This is a genomic window from Brevundimonas sp. AC546 (assembly GCF_979258305.1).
In genome coordinates, this window is sequence record NZ_OZ409849.1 from 2,067,072 (window position 1) to 2,089,109 (window position 22,038).

Annotated in this window: 20 protein-coding genes and 1 pseudogene; 15 read left to right on the forward strand and 6 right to left on the reverse strand. The window is 67.5% G+C overall.

The features are described from left to right. Positions 1-816: a transglutaminase family protein gene (locus ACZZZD_RS10205; RefSeq protein WP_463434784.1), complete on the forward strand. Its 816-nt coding sequence runs from the start codon at positions 1-3 to the stop codon at positions 814-816. Here the strand turns inward: ACZZZD_RS10205 and ACZZZD_RS10210 are convergent. Then, a complete protein-coding gene (locus ACZZZD_RS10210) occupies positions 813-2,069 on the reverse strand; it encodes a UbiH/UbiF/VisC/COQ6 family ubiquinone biosynthesis hydroxylase (RefSeq protein WP_463434785.1) in 1,257 nt (418 codons plus the stop codon). The two genes, ACZZZD_RS10205 and ACZZZD_RS10210, sit on opposite strands and share 4 nt — an antisense overlap. Positions 2,070-2,118: 49 nt before the next feature. Next, positions 2,119-2,634: a hypothetical protein gene (locus ACZZZD_RS10215; protein WP_463434786.1), complete on the reverse strand. Its 516-nt coding sequence runs from the start codon at positions 2,632-2,634 to the stop codon at positions 2,119-2,121. A gap of 111 nt (positions 2,635-2,745) precedes the next feature. Between ACZZZD_RS10215 and ACZZZD_RS10220 the strand changes: the two genes are divergently transcribed. The 10 genes and pseudogenes from ACZZZD_RS10220 (at position 2,746) to ACZZZD_RS10265 (ending at position 15,770) form a co-directional block, all read left to right on the forward strand. Then, complete coding sequence (locus tag ACZZZD_RS10220; RefSeq protein ID WP_463434787.1) at positions 2,746-5,154, forward strand: FtsK/SpoIIIE family DNA translocase; 2,409 nt, start codon at positions 2,746-2,748, stop codon at positions 5,152-5,154. 341 nt (positions 5,155-5,495) lie between these two features. After that, a complete protein-coding gene (locus ACZZZD_RS10225) occupies positions 5,496-6,173 on the forward strand; it encodes a LolA family protein (protein WP_463434788.1) in 678 nt (225 codons plus the stop codon). A gap of 55 nt (positions 6,174-6,228) precedes the next feature. Continuing rightward, positions 6,229-6,768, forward strand: a complete 540-nt coding sequence (locus ACZZZD_RS10230) for a hypothetical protein (RefSeq protein ID WP_463434789.1) — start codon at positions 6,229-6,231, stop codon at positions 6,766-6,768. Beyond that, the gene (locus ACZZZD_RS10235; RefSeq protein ID WP_463434790.1) at positions 6,741-7,451 is read left to right on the forward strand and encodes a DUF2459 domain-containing protein; all 711 of its coding nucleotides are present in this window, start codon (positions 6,741-6,743) and stop codon (positions 7,449-7,451) included. Before ACZZZD_RS10230 ends, ACZZZD_RS10235 begins: the two co-directional genes overlap by 28 nt. A gap of 65 nt (positions 7,452-7,516) precedes the next feature. Next, positions 7,517-7,984 (forward strand): 30S ribosome-binding factor RbfA, encoded by a 468-nt coding sequence (gene rbfA, locus ACZZZD_RS10240; RefSeq protein WP_463434791.1) that lies wholly within the window; start codon positions 7,517-7,519, stop codon positions 7,982-7,984. A gap of 137 nt (positions 7,985-8,121) precedes the next feature. Further along, positions 8,122-9,051 carry a tRNA pseudouridine(55) synthase TruB gene (gene truB, locus ACZZZD_RS10245; protein ID WP_463434792.1) on the forward strand — a complete coding sequence of 310 codons (930 nt, stop codon included), beginning with the start codon at positions 8,122-8,124 and terminating at the stop codon, positions 9,049-9,051. 79 nt (positions 9,052-9,130) lie between these two features. Further along, a complete protein-coding gene (gene rpsO / locus ACZZZD_RS10250) occupies positions 9,131-9,400 on the forward strand; it encodes a 30S ribosomal protein S15 (RefSeq protein WP_159847248.1) in 270 nt (89 codons plus the stop codon). Positions 9,401-9,647: 247 nt separating this feature from the next. Beyond that, a pseudogene (pnp, locus tag ACZZZD_RS10255) lies at positions 9,648-11,886 on the forward strand (polyribonucleotide nucleotidyltransferase). A gap of 158 nt (positions 11,887-12,044) precedes the next feature. Then, entirely contained in the window at positions 12,045-13,877 is a 1,833-nt protein-coding gene (locus ACZZZD_RS10260; RefSeq protein ID WP_463434793.1) for a DUF885 domain-containing protein, read from the forward strand. Positions 13,878-13,967: 90 nt separating this feature from the next. Then, a complete protein-coding gene (locus ACZZZD_RS10265) occupies positions 13,968-15,770 on the forward strand; it encodes a DUF885 domain-containing protein (protein ID WP_463434794.1) in 1,803 nt (600 codons plus the stop codon). Here the strand turns inward: ACZZZD_RS10265 and ACZZZD_RS10270 are convergent. The 3 genes from ACZZZD_RS10270 to ACZZZD_RS10280 are packed head-to-tail and all read right to left on the reverse strand — an operon-like array spanning position 15,767 to position 18,050. Continuing rightward, complete coding sequence (locus ACZZZD_RS10270; protein WP_463434795.1) at positions 15,767-16,723, reverse strand: NAD(P)/FAD-dependent oxidoreductase; 957 nt, start codon at positions 16,721-16,723, stop codon at positions 15,767-15,769. The two genes, ACZZZD_RS10265 and ACZZZD_RS10270, sit on opposite strands and share 4 nt — an antisense overlap. Further along, on the reverse strand, positions 16,672-17,841 hold the full coding sequence (locus ACZZZD_RS10275; RefSeq protein WP_463434796.1) for a DUF1176 domain-containing protein: 1,170 nt from the start codon (positions 17,839-17,841) through the stop codon (positions 16,672-16,674). Before ACZZZD_RS10275 ends, ACZZZD_RS10270 begins: the two co-directional genes overlap by 52 nt. Beyond that, the gene (locus ACZZZD_RS10280; RefSeq protein ID WP_463434797.1) at positions 17,838-18,050 is read right to left on the reverse strand and encodes a hypervirulence associated TUDOR domain-containing protein; all 213 of its coding nucleotides are present in this window, start codon (positions 18,048-18,050) and stop codon (positions 17,838-17,840) included. Before ACZZZD_RS10280 ends, ACZZZD_RS10275 begins: the two co-directional genes overlap by 4 nt. A gap of 311 nt (positions 18,051-18,361) precedes the next feature. On the opposite strand from ACZZZD_RS10280, the gene ACZZZD_RS10285 reads away from it, so the two are divergent. The 4 genes from ACZZZD_RS10285 (at position 18,362) to ACZZZD_RS10300 (ending at position 21,574) form a co-directional block, all read left to right on the forward strand. Next, positions 18,362-19,582 (forward strand): NADP-dependent isocitrate dehydrogenase, encoded by a 1,221-nt coding sequence (locus ACZZZD_RS10285; protein ID WP_463434798.1) that lies wholly within the window; start codon positions 18,362-18,364, stop codon positions 19,580-19,582. Positions 19,583-19,787: 205 nt separating this feature from the next. Continuing rightward, positions 19,788-20,363 carry a DUF2939 domain-containing protein gene (locus ACZZZD_RS10290; protein WP_463434799.1) on the forward strand — a complete coding sequence of 192 codons (576 nt, stop codon included), beginning with the start codon at positions 19,788-19,790 and terminating at the stop codon, positions 20,361-20,363. A 45-nt stretch (positions 20,364-20,408) separates the two neighbouring features. Further along, entirely contained in the window at positions 20,409-20,963 is a 555-nt protein-coding gene (locus tag ACZZZD_RS10295) for a DUF2939 domain-containing protein (protein WP_463434800.1), read from the forward strand. Between the two features lie 359 nt (positions 20,964-21,322). After that, positions 21,323-21,574, forward strand: a complete 252-nt coding sequence (locus tag ACZZZD_RS10300; protein ID WP_463434801.1) for a hypothetical protein — start codon at positions 21,323-21,325, stop codon at positions 21,572-21,574. On the opposite strand, the gene ACZZZD_RS10305 is transcribed toward ACZZZD_RS10300, so the two are convergent. Next, on the reverse strand, positions 21,571-22,035 hold the full coding sequence (locus ACZZZD_RS10305; RefSeq protein WP_463434802.1) for an OsmC family protein: 465 nt from the start codon (positions 22,033-22,035) through the stop codon (positions 21,571-21,573). The two genes, ACZZZD_RS10300 and ACZZZD_RS10305, sit on opposite strands and share 4 nt — an antisense overlap. Positions 22,036-22,038: the final 3 nt, after the last annotated feature.

A 22,038-nucleotide genomic window follows, 5' to 3' on the forward strand; every position in this document is an offset into this window, starting at 1 on the left:
ATGACGCGCGAGGAGGCCGAGGCCATCCTGACCGCGGCCGGTCAGGCCGAAGACGACGTCTTCCCCCTGCTGGAGGCCGCGATCGCCTGCGCGATCCACGACCACCCTCTTCGTGATCCCGAACCCGTGCGCGCCCTGGCCCGCAACGCCTGTGAGCGCTTGAAGGAACGGATCGGCGGCGAAAGCCCCGACGACGCCCTGTCCGAAACCCTGTGCGCCGACCTGAGGCTGAACGGCGACCTGATCCACTTCGATCATCCCGGCAACACCGACATCATCGCGGTGGCCGAGCGGCGGCGCGGCCTGTCCGCCGCCCTGGCCGTCTTCTACCTGCATGCCGCGCGCGAGGCCGGGATCGCGGCGGCGGGCGTGGACTTCCCCGGCCATTTCATGATCCGCGTCGAGACGCCGGAAGGGCCGGTGGCTCTGGACCCTTTCAGCCAGGGGCGCCTGATCCTGCCCAGCGAACTGACCCGCCGCGCCCTGCGCGCCGGGCTGATGCCGCACGTCGCGGATCGGCTGGACATCCTGATGGCGCCGGTGACCGATCGACAGTCCCTGATCCGGCTGCAGAACGTGCTGTTCAGCCGCGCCATCCGGGGCCGGGACTATGAGGCCGCAGAACGCTCAGCCCTGCGCCGCGCCCTGCTGGATCCCGAGGACCACCGGCCCTGGCTCGACGTCGCCTCGGCGCGCGAGAAACAGGGCGCGTTGGCCGGCTCGCTACAGGCCCTGTCCCGCGCGCATGGTCTGGACGGGGCGGAAGAAGCGCGGCGGTTCACGACGTTTGAACGCGTGCGGATGCAGTTGAACTAGACTACGGCCTCGCCGCGCAGCAGGCGGGGCAGGTCGCCCGTCGCGCCGCCGGCCTCCTGCATGAAGGCCCGGCGCAACGGCCCGATCCGGTTGACGGCCGCCATGCCCAGATCGCGCGCCAGACGCACCGGCGCGATGTCGTTGGAGAACAACCGCACGAAGGCGTCGAAGCCCGCCGCCAGGGCCGCATTGTCGAACCGACGCCAACGGGCGTAGCGCTCCAGCACTGTCTCGGCGCCCAGGTCCTCGCCCAGGCGCGCAGCCTCGGCCAGCACCTCGGCCAGGGCGGCGGCGTCCTTCAGGCCCATGTTGAGCCCCTGGCCCGCGACGGGGTGGACGCCGTGCGCCGCGTCTCCGATCAGGGCGATGCGCGGTGCGACGAGTTTTTCGGCCAGGCTGAGCGACAGCGGATAGACGAAACGCGGTCCCTCGACCGTCGCCCCATCCAGAAACTCGCCGAACCGCCGCATCAGATGGGCGTGGAATGCTTCATCGGAGGCGTCGCGCAAGGCCTCGCCCCGCCGCGTCGTCTCGGTCCAGACCAGGCTAGCGCGCTGATCCGTCAGGGGAAGGATGGCGAAGGGGCCGCTGGGCAGGAAATATTCGTGGGCGACATTGCCGTGATCGCGACCCAGACGCACCGTGGCCACCACCCCGCTCTGGCCATAGCCCCAGCCGACGGTTTCGATCCCTGCGGCGCGGCGCACGGTCGAGCCCCGACCCTCGGCGCCCACGACCAGTGGCGCGATCAACGTCGATCCATCCGCCAGGGTCACGGTCGCCTTGCCCGCATCGGTCTCGACCCTGGCGACGGCGGCCGGCGCCCGCACCTCGATCCCCGCGCGCGTGACAGCCTCGGCCAAGGCGACGCGGATGCGGCGGTTCTCGACCATGTATCCCAGCGGCTCGCCCCCGGTGCGCCCGCCGATCTCGTCGGCGTCGAAGCGCAGGAAGGCCGGCGAGGCGGAGCGGCTGGCCGCGCCCGGCCGACGTCCATCCGTCACCAGAATATGGTCCATCCGACAGGCATGGGGACGCAAGGTCTCTCCCAGGCCCAAGGCGTCCAGCATGCGGAAAGTCGAGAAGGCGACGGCCGTCGAACGCCCGTCGAAGGTCGGCGCCAGTTGGGCGCTGAACGGCTGCGGATCGACCATGACGACCTTCAGCCCACCCTGCGCCGCCGCCAAGGCGAACGCCGCCCCGGTCAGCCCCGCGCCGGCGATGACGATGTCGTAGCGTTCGGTGTCAGCCATAAGAGGCTTGTCGCGCCAGGAGGCGGAAAGGTCCAGAGGACGAATCGCGTCAGGTCCTCTGACGCTTTTCCAACGTCGTGCAGTAGCGCTTGTAGTGGTCGGCCGCCGCGCCCGGTCCAGGCGCCTCGAAAACCCGGCCGCCCGACGAGACGGTGACGACATCCGCTGCAGACAAAGCCCGGAACCAGTCGGGATCGAAGTAACCCTCGCCCTTTGCGATCGGCTCAACGCCGTTCGAAGGGTCCGCCAGAGCCGTTTCCGCTGAAAAGGTCACGCCACGCGCTTTGATCTGGACCGGCCCGGCATGCGCCAGATCGCCACGAAGCTGAACCGCGCCGCGCCGTCGATTGTCGCACGTCATCATGACGTACGGGACTCCTCGGCCTGCGGAATCCATGCGGAGTATGGACAGGCTGCCCGTCACACCATGCGCGAGCCCCCACTCGTAGGTCGCCCCGTCCTTCTGAAACGCTTCGCGTGGCGGTACGCGATCCACTGGGGACGAACATCCAACGAGGCCGAGGCCGATGACGGCGACAACAATCCAAAGCTTCATGTCCGGCAATCTGTCATATCAGCAGCCGCACGTCCAAGGCCAAGCCGGTAAATGCGCTCTTAACCCTAAGGGTGCGACAAGGGCCGCTGAACGTCAGCCGCCCGGAAGGTCACGCCTTTCATGTCCACCGCCCTCGTCATCGGCCGTCAGGCCTGGATCAGCGCCCGCATCCTGTGGGACGCGCCCTTAGTGGTGCGGTTCAGGGGGGTGCTTCAGGCGCTTTTGGCGACCCTGCTGCTGGTCGCCCTGGTGTCGTGGAATCCGGCGGACGCCAGCCTGAATGCGGCCTCAAGCCTGCCGACCACCAACTGGCTGGGAACGAACGGCGCCCTGTTCGCCGATCTGTTCATGCAGTCGCTGGGCCTCGCCGCCTGGCCCGCCGCCCTGCTGTTGGTCGCCTTCGGCCTGGCCCGCGCGGTCGGCGATGCGATCCAGCAAAGGCTCAAGCCCACGCCGCTGAAGGCTCTGGCCGCGACCGGCGGGGTGCTTCTGCTCTCCAGCGCCTTGGCCGCTCTGGCCGCGCCGGCCGCCTGGCCCCTGGCGGCCGGCCTCGGCGGCCTGTGGGGGGATGCGGTCACAGGTCTGGCGGCGCGCGGGATCGGCGCCCTGCATATTCCCGGCGGACGCGTCATCGCCGGCGTCATCTTTCTGATTGTCGGCCTCTGGCTGGTCGGGTTCGCCATCGGCCTGCGCGCCATGGACTTCATCGACGCCCTGCATTGGGGCAAGTCTCTGCGCCCGGCCGCCGCACCCAGCGCTTCGGCCCAGCCTGCCCGCGAAAAGGCGCCGGCCAAGGCCCGCACGCCCCGCGCTGCGCCCCCGCCCGAGGAGGCTTCGCAAGCCACGCCCGCAGATACACCTCAGACGGCCTATGACGACCTGCCGCCTTGGGAAGACGACGCCATCCAGCCCGCGCCGCGCCCGTCGGCCGCCCGCCCTGTCGAGCCGCGCGTCGCTGCGGTCAAGGCGCCCAAGGCTCGCAAGGACGACGTGGACCAGCAGGCCTTCGACTTCGTGCGGCCCGAGGGCGATTTCGACCTGCCGCCGCTGGGCATACTGACCAAGCCCCCCCAGCGCGTGGGTGCGGTCGACGAGGATTCGCTGAAGCAGAACGCCAAGATGCTGGAAGGCGTCTTGCAGGAGTTCGGCGTGCGCGGCGTGATCGATCAGATCCGCCCCGGCCCGGTCGTCACTCTGTATGAACTGGTCCCCGCGCCCGGCGTGAAGCACGGCCGCGTGGTGGCCCTGGCTGACGACATCGCCCGTTCCATGTCCGCCCGCGCCTGCCGAATTTCTGTGGTCCAGGGGCGCAACGCCATCGGCATCGAACTGCCCAACGCCAAGCGCGAGACCGTCTATCTGCGCGACCTGCTGTCCAGCGCCGAATACGACAAGAAGGGCCATCTTCTGCCCCTGGCCCTGGGCGAGACCATCGGCGGCGAACCCTATGTCGCCGACCTGGCGCGGATGCCCCACCTGCTGATCGCGGGCACCACCGGCTCGGGCAAGTCGGTCGGGGTCAACGCCATGATCCTGTCGATCCTGTATCGCCACAGCCCGGCCGAATGCCGCTTCATCATGATCGACCCCAAGATGCTGGAGCTGTCGGTCTATGACGGCATTCCGCACCTGCTGGCGCCCGTCGTCACCGATCCGAAGAAGGCCGTCGTCGCCCTGAAATGGACGGTGCGCGAGATGGAGGATCGCTATCGCCGCATGTCCAAGCTGGGCGTGCGCAACATCGCCTCCTACAACGAGCGCGCCCGCGAAGCTCAAGCGAAGGGCGAGCATTTCGAGCGCACGGTTCAGACCGGCTTCGACGGTCAGGGTCGCCCGGTCTATGAGTCCGAGAAGATCCGGCCCGAGCCCCTGCCCTTCCTGGTCGTGGTCATGGACGAAATGGCCGACCTGATGCTCGTCGCCGGCAAGGACGTAGAAGGCGCGGTCCAGCGCCTGGCCCAGATGGCGCGGGCGGCGGGCATCCACCTGATCATGGCGACGCAACGCCCGTCGGTAGACGTCATCACCGGGACCATCAAGGCCAACTTCCCGACCCGGATTTCCTTCCAGGTCACGTCCAAGATCGACAGCCGCACCATCCTGGGCGAGCAGGGCGGCGAACAACTGCTGGGCCAGGGCGACATGCTCTATATGGCCGGCGGCGGACGCATCACCCGCCTCCACGGCCCGTTCGTCGACGACAAGGAGGTCGAAGACGTCTGCAAGCATCTGAAGGCCCAGGCCGAGCCCGACTATTTGGACCTGATCACCGACGAGCCGGACGGCGACGCGGACGGCGCCATGGATGACGGCGGCGCGGGCGGCTCGGGCGACGACCTCTATGACCGCGCGGTCGCCGTGGTCACCCGCGACCGCAAGGCCTCGACCTCCTACGTCCAGCGGCGCCTCCAGATCGGCTACAACCGCGCAGCCTCCCTGATCGAGCGGATGGAACAGGAAGGTGTGGTCAGCCCCGCCAACCACGCCGGCAAGCGCGACGTGCTGGCCGGCCCGCCGCCGATGGTGTGAGAACACCCGTCTCCTCCATGCTTTGCGGGGAGGTGGCGCGGCGCGGCTTCGCGCTGTGACGGAGGGGCTCTTCACCGCATTACAGTCGCCTGTGGGACGTCAAGAGCCCCTCCACCCCGCTTCGCGCGGTCCCCCTCCCCATCGAGATGGGGAGGAGACGCCATGCAACCGTCCTCGCCAATGTCCGTTCTCCACCCCGCTATCTCTCCCAAGCTTCAGCATTTCGATGAACAAGGCTTCATCGCAGCGCCGGAATATGGTCAGGCTCGCGTCATTCCGACGCCAAGCCGACCGGGCAAGACGGCAGGATCGACAACCATCCCGAACGGGAGACGGACTTCATGACCTCCAAGACGCTCGCCATCGCTCCGACCGACCTTCAGCGCCGCAGCCTGCTGCTGGGCGCAGGCCTGCTGACCGGGTTCGCCGCCCTGGGCGTGTTCGACGCCGCGCAGGCGCAATCAAACCTTTCGGCCGAAGACCGCGCGGCGGTTCAGCAGGCGCAGGGCTATCTGCAGGCCCTGACCTCGGCGCAGGGGACTTTCACCGAGACAGGTCCGGGCGGCCAGACCCGCCAGGGGCGGTTCTATCTGCAGCGTCCGGGCAAGATGCGGTTCGAATACACCAACCCGGCCGGCCTCCTGGTCGTGTCGGACGGCTATAATGTCAAACGCTACGACCCACGCCTGAACAATTTCCAGCAAGTGCCGTTGGGCCGCACGCCCCTGTCCACCTTCCTGGCGCGCAACGTCCGGCTGGACCAGGGCGTCCGCATCGAGCGCGTGACGCGGATGGCGTCCGGCGCCTTCGCCATCACCGCGCGCGACGCCAATCGTCCGAACGACGGACAGGTGATCCTGGCCTTTGCGGGCAATCCGATGCGCCTGCAGGAATGGACCATCACCGATCCGCAAGGGGCGCGCACCCGCACCCAGCTGACGGCGTTGCAGCCGGCGTCGAACCTGTCGGCGCGACTGTTCCAGCTGACCGACCCGACGCGTCGTCCAAGCCGCAACTAAAGACCCTGAGGAGCGGGTGACCATTCCTCAACCCCTGTTCCTCTAGACTGGCCGCATGAGCGTGACCGCCCCGCCATCGCTGAAATGGATCGTGGCGGTCGGCTTCGGGGCCTTCGCCCTGTTCATGCTGGGGGCGCTGGTGGTGGAGCCGGCGGTGCATCGCCTGATCGAACCGACGGATGACCCCACGCCGCATCGCCCGTCCGGCCGGGTCGAGGTCGGGGACGCGGTGCTGGCCGGCCGATACGCCACGGCCGGATCGACGCTGGTGATCGAGATCGAGGGCGGCGCGCTGTCGACCGGCACGGGCGGGACACTGACATCGGAGCCGCATCGACTGGTCGCGGCAGATCGGCGGGCCAGCGTCTCCACCCTCTTCGCCGACGTTATGATCGTGCCGACCCAGGCGCAGATCGAGATCCGTCGCGTGACGGCCGAAGACGACACCCGGCTTTGCGCGGGTCATCCCGTCGGCTGGCTTGCGCTGGCGGTGCGGCGCGACGGCGTCGTCATGATGCCTGTCCGGCAGGGGCCGCCGCCGGGCGCACTGACGCCCGATGATCGGCTTTGCGCGGTTATGGACTTGAGCCGGTGATGCGGGGGCTGGTGCTGGCCGCAATGATCGGGGCAGTGGCGGCGCTGCTGACCTGGACGAAACCGGGCGATGCGACGCCCTCCGACGCGCCGGAGACCGTCGTTGTTCAGGTGCTCGACAACGGATTTCATACCGATCTGGCCGTGCCGCGCGAGGCGCTGGTGCGACGCGGCGGTCCTCTGGCGCGCACGGTTGCGGGGCTGGCGCCCGGCGACTGGGTTCTGATCGGCTGGGGCGACGCTCGGTTCTATGTGGACCAGAGCCCGATCGCAGATCGGCTGCCCGACGGGGTCCGCGCCTTCTTTCGCCCCGGCAACCCTTCCGTCGTCATGCTGGATCCCGTGGCTGCCGATCCACGCCTCAGCTATGGCGAGGACAGCGCCACCCTGACCCTGACGCGGGTTCAGTTCGACCGCCTGGCCGCCCGCGTGGAGGCGTCGCTCGACCTGTCGGACGGCGCGCCGCGCGTAGCGGCGGCCCGGCCGGGCGACGACGCCCGCTTCTTCGCCAGTCGCGAGACCTTTTCCATCCTGCATCTGTGCAACCACTGGACGGCCGGAGTGCTGAACGCCGGCGGGGTTTCTGTCCGCCCGGTCCAGTCGATCACCTCGGCCGAGGTGATGCGATCCGTGCGGGCGGCCGAACGGGAGCGAAAACTGGACATGAGGCCGCCACGAGACTAGACCGCCCGACTTTCGCTTATCCGGCCGGGTCCGAGCCCCGGCGGGCGAACAAGAAGGAGAGGCCGATGGCCCACAAGCAATTTACCCGCAGTTCCTTCAGCGCCAGCCCGGCAGGAAAAGCGCCCAGCCAGCGCCAGCTGCGCGCCGGCGAACTGATCCGTCACGCCCTGGTCGACATCCTGCGCGAGGAGGACATCCGCGACGATGCCCTGGCCGACGTGTCCATCACCGTGACCGAGGTTCGCCTGTCGCCGGACCTGAAACACGCCACCTGTTTCGTCGAACCCCTGGGCGCCGGCGTCGAGGCCGCGCCGACCAACGGCCATGAGAGCGAGATCATCAAGGCCCTGAACGTCCACGCCAAGTTCATCCGCGGTCAGCTGGGCCGGCGGCTGGACATGAAGTTCACGCCCGACCTGCGCTTCCGCCACGACGAGAGCTTCGGCGCCGCCAACCACATGGACAAGCTGTTCGCCGATCCGCGCATCCAGGCCGACCTGGCGGCCCGCGACGACGAAGGGGACGACGCCTAATGATCCTCCCCCGTCCTTCACGGGGGAGGGGGACCGCGCGCAGTGTGGTGGAGGGGGCGACCCCAGACACCGGCCTTGCGTCCGCCCCCTCCACCGCTTCGCGGTCCCCCTCCCCCGCTGCGCGGTGGAGGATTTAGATGGCCCGCAAGAAGAAGGGCGACATCGTCGACGGCTGGGTCTGCCTGGACAAACCGTTCGAGATGGGATCGACCGAGGCGGTCAGCCGCATCCGCCGCCTGTTCAACGCCCAGAAGGCCGGTCATGCCGGAACGCTTGACCCACTGGCCAGCGGCATCCTGCCCATCGCTCTAGGCGAGGCGACCAAGACCGTGCCGATGATGATGGAGGCGCAGAAGGTCTATCGCTTCACCATCAACTGGGGCGTCTCGACCGACAGCGTGGATCGCGAGGGCGAGATCATCGGCCGTTCCGACGTGCGGCCCACGGTCGATCAGGTGAAGGCGGCGCTGCCGGCGTTCGTGGGCGAAATCGATCAGACGCCGCCGCGCTTCTCGGCAATCAAGGTGGACGGCGCCCGCGCCTATGACCTGGCCCGCGACGGGGTGGAATTCGAGCTGCAGGCGCGGCGCGTGACCATCCATTCGGCCGAGATTTCGGATGCGCCGGACGCCGACCATGTCGAACTGACCATCCGCACGGGCAAGGGCGTCTATGTCCGCTCGCTGGCGCGCGACCTGGCCGTCGTGCTGGGCGCCGAGGGTCATGTGTCGGCCCTGCGGCGCGAACTGGTCGGGCCGTTCAGCACGCAAAACGCCGTCACTCTGGATTCTCTGGAGGAAATGGTGCATAGGGGCGCCGCCTCGGAAGGCTTGCTTGCCGTTGCGACCGCCCTGGACGACATCCCGGAGCTGGCCGTGACGGAACAGGACGCCTTCTCGCTTCGGCAGGGACGCCCGATCGTTCTGCTCCCCCGTCAGGTGGAAACCCTCAAGGATCGCCTTATCGGCGGTTCGCGCACGGTTTCAGCCTTTCAGGGCCAGACCCTCGTCGCCCTCTGTCAGTTGCGGGCCGGCCGGTTAGAACCCGACCGCGTTTTCAACCTCTAGGCCCGCGCCATTCGGCAAGGGCCGAGACCTCACGGCCTCAAGTAGCGCAAAGCGCGATAGGCCAAGAAAGGACTCTTCGATGTCGGTTACTGCTGAACGCAAGCACGAGATCATCGCCGATAACGCCCGCACCGCTGGCGACACCGGCTCGGCCGAGGTTCAGGTCGCGATCCTGTCGGAACGCATCGCCAACCTCACCGAACACTTCAAGACCCACAAGAAGGACAACCACTCGCGTCGTGGCCTTCTGAAGATGGTGTCGCAACGTCGCCGCCTGCTCGACCACCTCACCAAGGTCGACGCCGGTCGCTACCAGGCGCTCATCGCCAAGCTGGGCCTGCGCCGCTAAGGCGTCGGATCAGTGTAGAATACGCTTTCGAGGCGCGGACGGTCACGTCCGCGCCTCGTTGTGCGACTAGAGACTGCCGCGCGCCGCGGAATTTGCCGGCGCAGATGCGAGGGCCATGCCGGCTCTCAATCGGGTCTTCCGCGATGGCGCGGCGACCCCCGGAGCCGAGGACTGAACGCCCGACGCATCCACCCCCAATGATGGGACCCCGCGCGGAATACGCCGTCCGGGATACGAAAGACGAAATATGTTCGACATCAAACGCAAGACGATCGACTGGGCCGGCCGCCCGCTGACCCTGGAAACGGGCCGCATCGCCCGCCAGGCCGACGGCGCCGTGCTGGCGACCTACGGCGAGACCGTGGTTCTGGCCACCGTCGTCTATGGCCGCTCGCCTAAGCCCGGCCTGGATTTCTTCCCCCTGACGGTCAACTATCAGGAAAAGACCTTCGCCGCCGGCAAGATCCCGGGTGGCTACTTCAAGCGTGAAGGCCGTCCGACCGAGAAGGAAACCCTGGTTTCCCGCCTGATCGACCGTCCGATCCGCCCGCTGTTCGTCAAGGGCTTCAAGAACGAGACCCAGGTCGTCGTGACCGTGCTGCAGCACGACATGGAGAACGACCCGGACATCGTCGGCCTGGTTGCCGCCTCGGCCGCCCTGACCATCTCGGGCGTGCCCTTCATGGGCCCCATCGGCGCCGCACGCGTCGGCCTGATCGACGGCGAGCTGGTGCTGAACCCGCACATCGACCTGATCGCGACCTCGGACCTCGACCTGGTGGTCGCCGGCACCCAGGACGCCCTGATGATGGTCGAATCCGAAGCCAAGGAGCTGTCGGAAGAGAAGATGCTGGAAGCCCTGATGTTCGCGCACGCGGGCATGCAGCCGGTGATCGACGCCATCATCGAACTGGCCGAACACGCCGCCAAGGAGCCCTTCGACTTCCAGGCCGAAGATCACTCGGGCGTCGTCGCCTCGATCAAGTCGCTGGTCGGCGAAGACATCAAGGCCGCCTACACCCATGCCGGCAAGTACGACCGCCGCTCGGGCGTCGACGCGGCCAAGAAGACCGCCGCCGCCAAGCTGGTGAAGACCGACGAGAACCCCGACGGCGTCGACGGCTCCAAGTTCTCGGCCGCCTTCAAGGAATGCGAAGCCGAGGTCCTGCGTCGCGACATCATCGAGAACGCACACCGCGTCGACGGCCGCGCCCTCGACAAGGTCCGCGCCATCGTGTCGGAAGTCGGCGTCCTGCCGCGCACCCACGGTTCGGCCCTGTTCACGCGTGGCGAAACCCAAGCCCTGGTCGTCGCCACGCTCGGCACCGGCGAGGACGAACAGTATATCGACAGCCTGTCGGGCACGTACAAAGAGAGCTTCCTGCTGCACTACAACTTCCCTCCCTATTCGGTGGGTGAAGCGGGCCGCATGGGTTCGCCCGGCCGTCGCGAGATCGGTCACGGCAAGCTGGCCTGGCGCGCGGTTCGTCCGATGCTGCCGACCAAGGAAGACTTCCCCTACACCATCCGTCTGGTCTCCGAGATCACCGAGTTCGAACGGCTCGTCCTCGATGGCCACGGTCTGCGGCGCTTCGCTGGCTCTGATGGACGCGGGCGTTCCGCTGATCCGTCCGGTCTCGGGCATCGCCATGGGCCTGATCCTGGAGCCGTCGGGCGAGTTCGCCATCCTGTCCGACATCCTGGGTGACGAAGATCACCTGGGCGACATGGACTTCAAGGTCGCCGGCACGTCGGAAGGCATCACCAGCCTTCAGATGGACATCAAGGTCGCCGGCATCACCAAGGAGATCATGGAACAGGCTCTGACGCAGGCTTCGGCTGGTCGCCTCCACATCCTGGACGAGATGTCCAAGGCCATGGACGCGCCGCGCACCGAACTGGGCGAGCACGCTCCCAAGATCGAAACGGTCAAGATCCCGGTCGACAAGATCCGTGAAGTGATCGGTTCGGGCGGCAAGGTCATCCGCGAGATCGTCGAGAAGACGGGCGCCAAGATCGACATCGGCGATGACGGCACCATCAAGGTCGCCGCCAACGACCAGGAGAAGATTGACGCCGCCAAGGCCTGGATCCAGTCCATCGCCTCGGAGCCGGAAGTCGGCACCATCTACTCCGGCAAGGTCGTGAAGGTCGTCGACTTCGGCGCCTTCGTGAACTTCTTCGGCGCCAAGGATGGCCTGGTCCACGTGTCCCAGATCGCTCTGGAACGCGTCGCCAACCCGGCCGACGTCCTGTCGGAAGGCCAAGAAGTGAAGGTCAAGTTCCTGGGCTTCGACGATCGCGGCAAGACCAAGCTGTCGATGAAGATCGTCGATCAGACCACGGGTGAAGACCTGACCGACAAGATCAACGCCGAACGCGCCGAGCGTGGCGAAGAGCCTCTGTCGGACGACACCGGCGGCCGTCCCAAGCGCGAAGGCGGCGGTGATCGCGGTGGCGATCGCGGACGTCGTCGTCGCGACTAAGCGACCTCACAACCAAGACTGAAGAGGCCCGGCGGATCGCTCCGCCGGGCCTTTTTCTTTGGCCACACCATGCAGAGATCGGGGCCTGTCTGGAATTTCACTTGCCGCGCCCGCGCCTGCGGTCTCCATTGCCCCATCCAATTTCTAGGGGCCTTTCCATGTTCGATCGTCGTCGTCTTCTTCAGTCCGCCGCGCTGGGCGCCGGTCTCGTCGCCGTGGGCGGTCCCGCCTTCGCCCGACAGGCGTCCGCTGCTCAGGGTGACGCCGCCGCCCAGCTCAAGACCTTCATGGACGCCACGTTCGAGCAGACGCTGGACAAGAGCCCCGAGGTCGTCACCATGTTCGGCCTGGACAAGGGCGACCGCGCCGCAGCCAAGTCGAAACTGACCGCGCCCACCCGCGCTGAGGAAGACGACCAACGCGCCTTCATGCGTCGCCAGCGCGCCGAACTGGCCCGGATCGACCGCACCAAGCTGGATGCGCGCAACGCCAACTATTACGACAGCCTGGCGCAGAACCTGGACGGGGTGATCGCCACCTTCGACATCCCCTATGGCCAGGGCGGCTGGCCCAATCCGTATCGGGTCAGCCAACAGGGCGGCGCCTATCAGTCCACGCCGGACTTTCTGGCCAACCAGCACACCATAGAGACGGCCGCCGACGCCGATGCCTATGTGGCGCGCGTCAACGCCTTCGCCGACGTGCTGCTGGCCGAGACGGACCGGGTGAAGGAGGAATATGCGCTCGGCGTCATCCCGCCCGACTTCATCCTGGCCAAGGCGATCCGCCAGCAGGAGGGCTTCCTGGCGACCCCGGCGGCGACCTCGCCCCTGGTGCAGTCGGTCGTCGATCGGGCTCGCGCCAAGGGGCTGACCGGCGACTGGGGCGCTCAGGTCGAGCGCCTGGTGACCGAGCGGGTCTATCCGGCCCTGGCCGCCCAGAACGCCGTGCTGAAGGCCGCCCAGCCGAACGCCGTCCACGAGGCCTCGGTGCGCCGCCTGCCGCAGGGCGAGCAGTATTACGCCAACAGCCTGCACTATATCACCACGACCCGGCTGACGGCCGACGAGATCCACCGCACCGGCGTCGAGCAGATGGCCGATCTGACGGCGCGCGCCGATGTGCTGCTGAAGGCGCAAGGGTTGACGCAGGGCTCGGTCGCCGAGCGGATCAAGGCCCTGGGGGACGATCCCAAATATGTCTACGCCAACACCGACGCCGGCAAGGCCGAGCTGATCGACAAGCTGAACGCCCAGATGGCCGACATGCAGGGCCGGCTGCCGAACGCCTTTGGCCGCCTGCCCAAGGCCAAGGTCGAGATCAAGCGCGTCCCGCCCGAAATCGAGGCCGGCGCGCCCATGGGCTATTACAACTCGCCCAGCCTGGATGGCACGCGGCCCGGCATCTACTGGATCAATCTGAAGGACACGGCGGAATGGCCGTCCTGGACCCTGCCGACCCTGACCTACCACGAGGCCACGCCGGGCCACCATCTGCAGATCAGCCTGCAACAGGAGAGCCCGTCCGCGCCCCTGCTGATGAACCTGTTGGGCTTCTCCAGCTATGTCGAGGGCTGGGGCCTGTACGCCGAACAGCTGGCCGACGAGCTGGGCGCCTATGAGAACGATCCGGTGGGCCAGATCGGCTATCTGCAATCGCTGATGTTCCGCGCCGCCCGCCTGGTGGTCGACACCGGCATCCACTCCAAGGGCTGGAGCCGCGAACAGGGCATCCGCTACATGATGGAGGCCTATGGCGATCAGGAAGGCGCGGCGACGTCCGAGGTCGAACGCTATTGCGGTTGGCCAGGCCAGGCCTGCGCCTACAAGGTCGGGCACAACGAATGGGTCCGCCTGCGCGAAAAGGCCAAGACGAGCCTGGGGTCCAAGTTCGACATCAAGGGCTTCCACGACACGGCCCTGGCCGCCGGCGGCGTGCCGCTGTCGGTGCTGGAGCGGATCGTGGACGGCTGGGTCACGACCCAGGCCTGACGAAGACGCCGCCGGCTGCGCCGGGCCGAAGTCCAAGATCCGCAGGGACGCGTCGGCGCGGCGCGATCCCCTCCGTAGAAAGTCCGTTGCATGATCGATCGTCGCCGCCTTCTGCTGACCGCCGCAGCTACAGCCGCAGTCGCGCCCTCTCTGGCCCAGGCCCAAACCGCCTCGACCGATGCGGATGGGCGGCTGAACAGCCTGCTGGACGGCTGGTTCGAGGCGGACATCGACGAGAGCCCCGAACGCGCCACCAACCTGGGCCTGGACCGCGGCGCGCGGGCAGGCCTGTCGTCGAAACTCAGCGAGGCGGGACCGGACGCCATTCGCAAGGATCGCGCGAAGGCCGTGACCCGCTGGGGCCAGCTGAGCGGCTTTGATCAGGCCGGCCTGTCGCCGGCCGGGACGCTGAACTACGCCATCGCCGCCTTTGGCGCGGAGACGGCGGCCCAGACGGCGCGCTTCGACTATGGGGCGGGGCCGGGACGGCCGTCGCCCTATATCGTGACCCAGCTGTCGGGCGCCTATTTCAGCACGCCGGACTTCCTGGACAACCAGCACCGGATCGGGGACGCGGCGGGCGGCGACGCGTTCCTGTCGCGGTTGGAGGCCTTCTCGGGCGTGCTGGAGGGCGAGACGGCCAAGGTCCAGGAAGACGCGGCGCTCGGCGTCATCCCGCCCGACTTCATCATCGACCGGATGCTGCCGCAGATCCGCACCCTGCGCGATACGCCCGCCGCCGACATGGCCATGCTGAAGTCGCTGGCGCGCAAGACGGGCGGGCTGAACCTGACCGGCTATGACGCCCGCGCCGCCGCCATCGTGGACCAGAAGGTCAAGCCGGCCCTGACCGCCCAGATCGCGGCGCTGGAAGCCCTACGCCCCCGTGCGACCCATGACGCGGGGGTCTGGCGTTTGCCGGACGGCGAGGCCTTCTATGCGGCCGGGCTGAAGGCCAATACGACCACCACCCTGTCGGCCAAGGAGATCCACGCCCTGGGCCGCGAACAGGTCGCCGAGATCAGCGCCGAGATCGACGCCATACTGAAGGCGCAGGGCTATACCCAGGGCACCGTCGGCGAACGCATCCAGGCCCTGAACAAGGAGCCGGCCCAGTTGTTCGCCAACACCGACGCGGGCAAGGCGGAGCTGTTGGCCTGGCTGAACCAGCTGGTCGCCGATCTGGAGCCCAAGCTGCCGCAGGTGTTCGGCCGCCTGCCCAAGTCGCACGTCGAGATCCGGCGCGTGCCGGTGTCGATTCAGTCGGGCGCGCCGGGCGGCTATTACCAGGGACCGCCGCTGGATGGCTCGCGACCGGGCGCCTATTACATCAACCTGCGCGACAGTGGGAACTGGCCGCGTTTCGCCCTGCCAACCCTGACCTATCACGAGGCGTCGCCGGGACATCACCTTCAGGTGGCGCTTCAGCGCGAGTCCGGCGAGCTGCCTCAGTGGCGGCGGGCGGGCGGCTTCTCGGCCTACAACGAGGGCTGGGCGCTGTATGCCGAGGCGGTGGCGGCCAACGATCTGGACGTCTATGCGACCAATCCGCTGGGCCGGGTCGGCTTCCTGATGTCCTATCTGTTCCGGGCCGTGCGTCTGGTGGTGGACACCGGCCTGCATTCCGAGCGCTGGAGCCGCGAACAGGCGGTCGACTACATGGCGGCCTCGGGCGCCAAGCCGCTGGACGCGTCGAACAGCGAAATCAACCGCTACTGCGTCTGGCCCGGTCAGGCCTGCTCCTACAAGGTCGGACACACCGTCATAGCCCGCCTGCGCAAGGAGGCGGAGGCCAAGCCCGGCTTCGATCTACGCGCCTTCCACGACAAGGTGCTGGAGAACGGCTCGCTCCCGCTGGCGGTGCTGGAACGGATCGTGAGTGGGAAGGCCTAGTCAGCGACGGTCAGGCCGTCGATGCGGCGCAGGCGGTTGTGGATGTCGGTGGCGGCGACGGCGGCCTCTGCCGTCGCCACGGCGATCTGGTTGAGGCCGCGCACCACGTCGCCGGCGGCGTAGAGCCCCGGCACGCTGGTCGCCTGGTGCAGATCGACCTCAAGCCGTCCGTCGTCTGACAGACCGGCGCCGAGCCCCTTCGCCAGCTCTGCATTGGGCGAGGTTCCCAACGCCGAATAGACGAGGTCGAAGGCCCGGGTCTGGCCGCCCCAGGTCAGGGCGGTCACCCGGTCCTGTTCGATTGCAACCGCTTCCAGCGGCGCGAAGATCAGTTCGACGTCCAGCCGTTCCAGCTCGTCGCGGCGGCTCAGCGCGTCGGGCGGGCCGATATGGATCAGCGTCACCCGGTCGGAATAGGTGCGCATGAAAGCCGCTTCGCGCGCGCCCTTGTCGCTGTGGCCGATGACGGCGACGGTCTTGCCGGTCGCCTCATAGCCGTCGCAAATGGGACAGACCCGGACCAGCGACCGCTGCACGGCGCGCTCGACGCCCGGCAGATCAGGATGATGATCGACGACGCCGGTCGCCAGCAAGACGGCGCGGGCGCGGATGGTGCGGCCTTCGACCTGGGCGACGAAGCCCTCGCCGTCATGGGCCAGGGTCTCGACCCGGCCCGGCGTGACGAGCGCGCCGTATTCTTCGGCCTGCTCGCGCATCCGTTTCAGAATGTCCGAACCGCCGATGCCCGCGGGAAAGCCCGGCATATTGTGGCTGACAGGGATCCAGCAGGCGCGCGGTTCGCCGGCGTCGATCACCAGGGTGCGCCTGCGAAACCGTCCCAGATAGGTCGCCGCCGTCAGGCCGGCCGGCCCGGCGCCGACGATCAGGACCTCGGGGTCGTTCACCGCGTGCGCCAGGCGACCGGCCAGAAGTCGGAGGGGACGCCGGCGCATTCGCCCATCGAGCTTTCCTCGGTCAAGGTGAAGCGATCCCCCGTCCAGGCCCAGGTCTGGTGTGTGCCGCAGTCGCCGATGCCGCGCGCCTTGGCGAAGGCGGACAGGGTGCGGCTGGTGGGGTCGTATTCGCCGTTGACGGTCACATTGTCCGGTCGCACCGGATCGGCGCCGGGTCCGCTGGTTCCGGCTAGAACCGCAGGCCGAGGATCGCGACCGCCCGGCCCCGTGACATACCAGTTGTGGCTGAGGTTATAGGCGCCCGAGCCGCAAGGCACGCCCCACAGTTCTGTGCGCGCGTCCAGTCGGGCGGACATGACCATGTCGCTGACCGCCGGCATGGCCGACTCCTTCAGGCAGTTTCCGACCTCGGTGCGGCTGCGAAGGGCGGCGGGCACGGTCTGGTTCACATCGCCGAAGCCCGCCTGGCTGACGGCCGGCGCGGCGGTGACGACAGGCAGGGGCGGGGCGACGGGCACGATAGATGCGGGCTTGTCGCCGCGCCGGATCAGGGCCGTGGTCGTGCTCAGACGGCCCTGTTTCTCGTCGATCCACAGCAGGGCGGCGGCGGCGCCGTGCAGGGATACATCCTGGGTCGAGGCGCCGCGAATGGTCATGACCTTGCCCTGCGCCACAGCGTCGATCACAGGGCGCGTGTCCGTGCGGATTTCGCCGATCGGCGCATCGTCCTGGCTGGCGTCGCCCAGCGTCGCCGCAAAGGCGCGACCGTCGATCGTCAGTGCGATCTGGTTTGACGCCTTGACGGCGTCGTCAGGCCAATAGCCGAACATGACCTCGGGCTGGACGTCCGGGCCGGGCGCCAAGGCGATACGAACCCAGCCTCCATTGTTCCCCGATGTGAACCCAAACGCCCAGCACGTCCCGTCATTGCTGCAGGTGGCGCTCCAGTCGCGGAACTGTCTGGTCTCGCTGGTGATCTGCAGCACCGGCGCAGCAGCAGCGGACGCCAGGGCGGCGGGCGAGGCGGCCTGAGGCGCGACGGTCTTCTTGGCCGAATCCTTGTCGCCGCACCCGGCGACCGCAAGGGCGGAGACGGCGAGCGCCGCCATGACAAGCGGAGTGCGGGCGACGTCGCCAGACAGGCCGGGAGTTCTCATGCCTTTTTCAGCTCCGACGGCTTGTGCGCCGCGCGCGCGCCGGTCTTGGCGCTCTCGACGATATACTCGGGATTGTCGGGCGACGCCGCCACCTTGTGACCCTTTATGTGGGTTTCAGCGGTGACCTTCTTGACCACCTTGCCGGTCGTCGTGCCTTGGCTGTGGTCCCACTTTACGCGGTCGCCGGCCTTGAATGTCTTGTCTGGCATGGCTGGGCTCCTTGCGGTCTGGCTTGCTGTTCAGCGATCAGCCGTCCCATCAGTTCCGCATCGATCACGGGCGGCGGCTCGCAGAAGGTCCGGACCCACCGCTCGACCATGTCACGCTCTTCATCCGTCATTGGGCCGTCCATCGTCATTGCAGGGCCAGGAACAAGCCGAAAGGCCCGGATGGGTTCAGCGTGGCCGCAGAAGGTTTTTTCGCGGCAGGCTTAGCGGACCACGGGGTTTGCGTGAGCGGCCCGCCCCGCTATATCCCCGCCACGACATTCCTTCCCCACAGTCACAGGCGGACCGCACGCATGGCCAAGATCAAGGTCGAAAACCCCATCGTCGACATCGACGGCGACGAAATGACCCGCATCATCTGGCAGATGATCAAGGACAAGCTGGTCTTCCCGTTCCTGGATCTCGAACTGGACTACTACGACCTGGGCATGGAGCACCGCGACGCCACCGACGACCAGGTGACGATCGACGCGGCCCACGCGATCCAGAAGCACGGCGTCGGCGTCAAGTGCGCCACCATCACGCCTGACGAAGCGCGCGTCGCCGAGTTCGGCCTGAAGAAGATGTGGAAGTCGCCCAACGGCACCATCCGCAACATCCTGGGCGGCGTGGTCTTCCGCGAGCCGATCATCTGCTCGAACGTGCCGCGCCTGGTGCCCGGCTGGACCCAGCCGATCGTCGTCGGCCGCCACGCCTTCGGCGACCAGTACAAGGCCACCGACTTCCTGATGCCCGGACCGGGCGTCCTGACGATCAAGTTCGTCGGCGAAGACGGCGCCGTGATCGAGCACGAGGTCTACAAGGCCCCCGGCGCCGGCGTGGCCATGGCCATGTACAACCAGGATGACTCGATCCGCGAGTTCGCCCACGCCTCGTTCGCCTATGGCCTGCAGCGCAACTATCCGGTCTATCTGTCGACCAAGAACACGATCCTGAAAGCCTATGACGGCCGCTTCAAGGACCTGTTCCAGGAAGTGTTCGACGCCCATTACGCCGCCGAGTTCAAGGCCAAGGGCCTGACCTACGAGCACCGTCTGATCGACGACATGGTCGCGGCGGCCATGAAGTGGTCGGGCGGCTTCGTCTGGGCGTGCAAGAACTATGACGGCGACGTGCAGTCGGACGTGGTGGCGCAGGGCTTCGGCTCGCTGGGCCTGATGACCTCGGTCCTGATGACGCCGGACGGCAAGGTGCTGGAGACGGAAGCCGCCCACGGCACCGTGACCCGCCACTATCGCCAGCATCAGAAGGGCGAGGCCACCTCGACCAACTCGATCGCCTCGATCTTCGCCTGGACGCGCGGCTTCAAGCACCGGGCCAAGCTGGACGACAACGCGGCCCTGGCGACCTTCGCCGAGACCCTGGAGAAGGTGGTCGTGGACACCGTCGAGAGCGGCGCCATGACCAAGGATCTGGCGCTGCTGGTCGGCGATCAACAGGGCTGGCTGACCACCGAGGGCTTCCTCGACAAGGTCGCCGAGAACCTGAAGACCGCTCTGCCTGACGTGGGCTGAAGGTAGGGGGAGCCGGAAACGTCGCGAGGCGTCCGGCCCCTCCACCGCTACGCGGTCCCCCTCCCCCAATGGGGGAGGAATGTCCTCAAGTAGCCCGAAGGGCGATAGGACAAACAAGAATGAGTCCCGTCGGAGCGATCCGGCGGGGCTTTTCGTTGTGTGATCGGCCGGGGCGTGCATGATCGGCGATAATGAGGAAGCGGTCGTGAAGCGTCTGTTCGGAAATCTGGTGCTGGCGGCGGTCGTGGCGGCGGTGCTGTCGTTTTTCGCCGCGCCCGCCGTGGCCTTCTTCGCCATTCGGTCGGCGGCCGAGGCTAACGACGTGGCGGGGCTGGCGCGGTTGATCGACTTCAACGCCGTGCGTCAGTCGCTGCGGCCGCAGCTGGCAGGACGGCCTGAGGCGATGGCGCCCGCGCCGTCGTTCCTGGAAGACCCCATCGGCGCCTTCCGGCGTCAGATTGAACAGAACCCCATCCTGCGCCAGCCGGACGTAGACGCCTATCTGACGCCGTCGGCCCTGACGGCCCTGCTGCGCGGCGAGGGCCGGTACGCCAGCCAGAGGACGACGGCGGGCGTGGCGCCTGCGTCGGCTCAGGCGCGCAAGCCCTGGCCCACTCCGGCCTATTGGAGCGTTAACCGGGCGCGGATGGCGGTGACGGACCAGGGCGGATCGCGCACTCTGTTCACCTTCGAGCGGCGCGGGCCGTTCGAATGGAAGCTGGTCCATATCGGCCTGCCCGATGGAACCGCGTCCGCCGTGACGGTGACGCCCCGGCCGTAAGCAACCGGGCGGTCGGGCGCCGCGTTGGCATTTCAAGGAGACTGAATGAACCGCAAAATCGTCACCGGAGCCCTGATCGCCGTCGTCGTGGGCGTGGTCGTCGCCCTGTTCGCCTCGCCCTTCATCGCCGCCCAGGCCCTGGTGCGGGCGGCGCGGACGGGGGATGCGGCGGGGCTTGAACGGCAGGTGGATTTCCCGACTTTTCGCGCCAGTCTGAAAAGCGAACTGAACGCGCGGGCGGCGCTGGAAATCCGCAGCCGAACCAAGGGGGATCGCGGTCTGGCGGCGCTGGGGATGCTGTTGGCCCCGTCGCTGGTCGAAGGCGCAGTCGACAACTTCGTCACGCCCCAGGGCATCGCCGCCATGGTGCGCTCAGGCGAGACGCCCGAGCCGGAACGCCCCGTCCCCGCCGACGACACGCCCGCCGTGCCCAAGGACAAGATCCACCAGTCCTGGGCCTATCGCGGCATCAACACCTTCGTCGTGACCCTGACGCGCGACGACCGGCCGGACGATGCGCTGGTGCTGATCCTCGAACGCCGAACGCCCTTAACCTGGAAGCTGGCGGGGATCGATCTGACGCCCGACCCGATGGGTTGAGATGGTCGAAGAAAAAACACCGCCTAAAGTGTCTTACCTGTCTGATTGGACGGTGTAGCGCCGATCCAAAAGTTGAGTGCAATTGGTGCACTTTTGTCGTGGGTGAGCGTCCTTCCCGTGGCTGGCGGCGATTATACGCGCGGTTTTAAGGGCCGTCAGGAGGCGGACGCTGCGGCCGGTTAAGTCATTAAAGATCGAGGCCGTTAGTCTCAGCAATAGGTCGACTTGACCCTCATTAAGAGAGGGCTTGAGCACACAACGGCGACAGCCGTCGTTTCATGAGAAGAAATTCCCGCCTCTCCAACATCCTCCGCGCTCTTCTTCACATGCCCGAGCATGAGGTGTGGACCGGCGCGCCCATGAACTCGGACCAACTGGCTGGCTGCCTGTCGACCAATCCTGACCATCGAGACGACACCGATCGAAGGCTGGAGGACGAGGCGCCGACCCTGACCGGCGCGCCGATGTGCCGGGTGATCAAGGTGGACGCAATGCAACAGACGACCCAGCCGGGCTTCTTCGCCGCCGGCTTGGCCACATCGGACGGAATGCTGGCCGCCCACGCCCTGTTCCGGTCGCTGGTCGAGGAGGAGACGGGGCGCGCTGCCTAACCGATCGTCGCCACGGTGGTGATGGTCGCGCGCACCGAGTGAGCCATTTCGCAATGCTCATGGGCCTGGTGATGCAGGGCGTCCAACTCCTCCTGCGAGGGGACGCGGCCGGTGAAACGGGTGCAGGGGCGTAGGGTCACCTCGGCGATATAGCCGCGGCCCTGTTCATTTTTGCCCATCCTGCCGGACGCTTCATCGACATAGGTGTCGACCACCAGTCCGGCGTTGACGGCGAAGGCCAGAAACCACAGCATGTGGCAGCTGGACAGGGAGGCGATCATCGCTTCTTCCGGATCGACGGCTGAGGCGTCGGACATCGGCAAGGGGACGCTGGACGGGGCCGACGACCCCGGCACGACCGCGCCGCCGTCGAAGGTCCACGAATGGGCGCGGCTGTAGCGCTTGTCGAGGAAGGGCTGGTCGCCCCGGCTCCAGATGATCTTCGCCTCGTAAACGCCCATGTC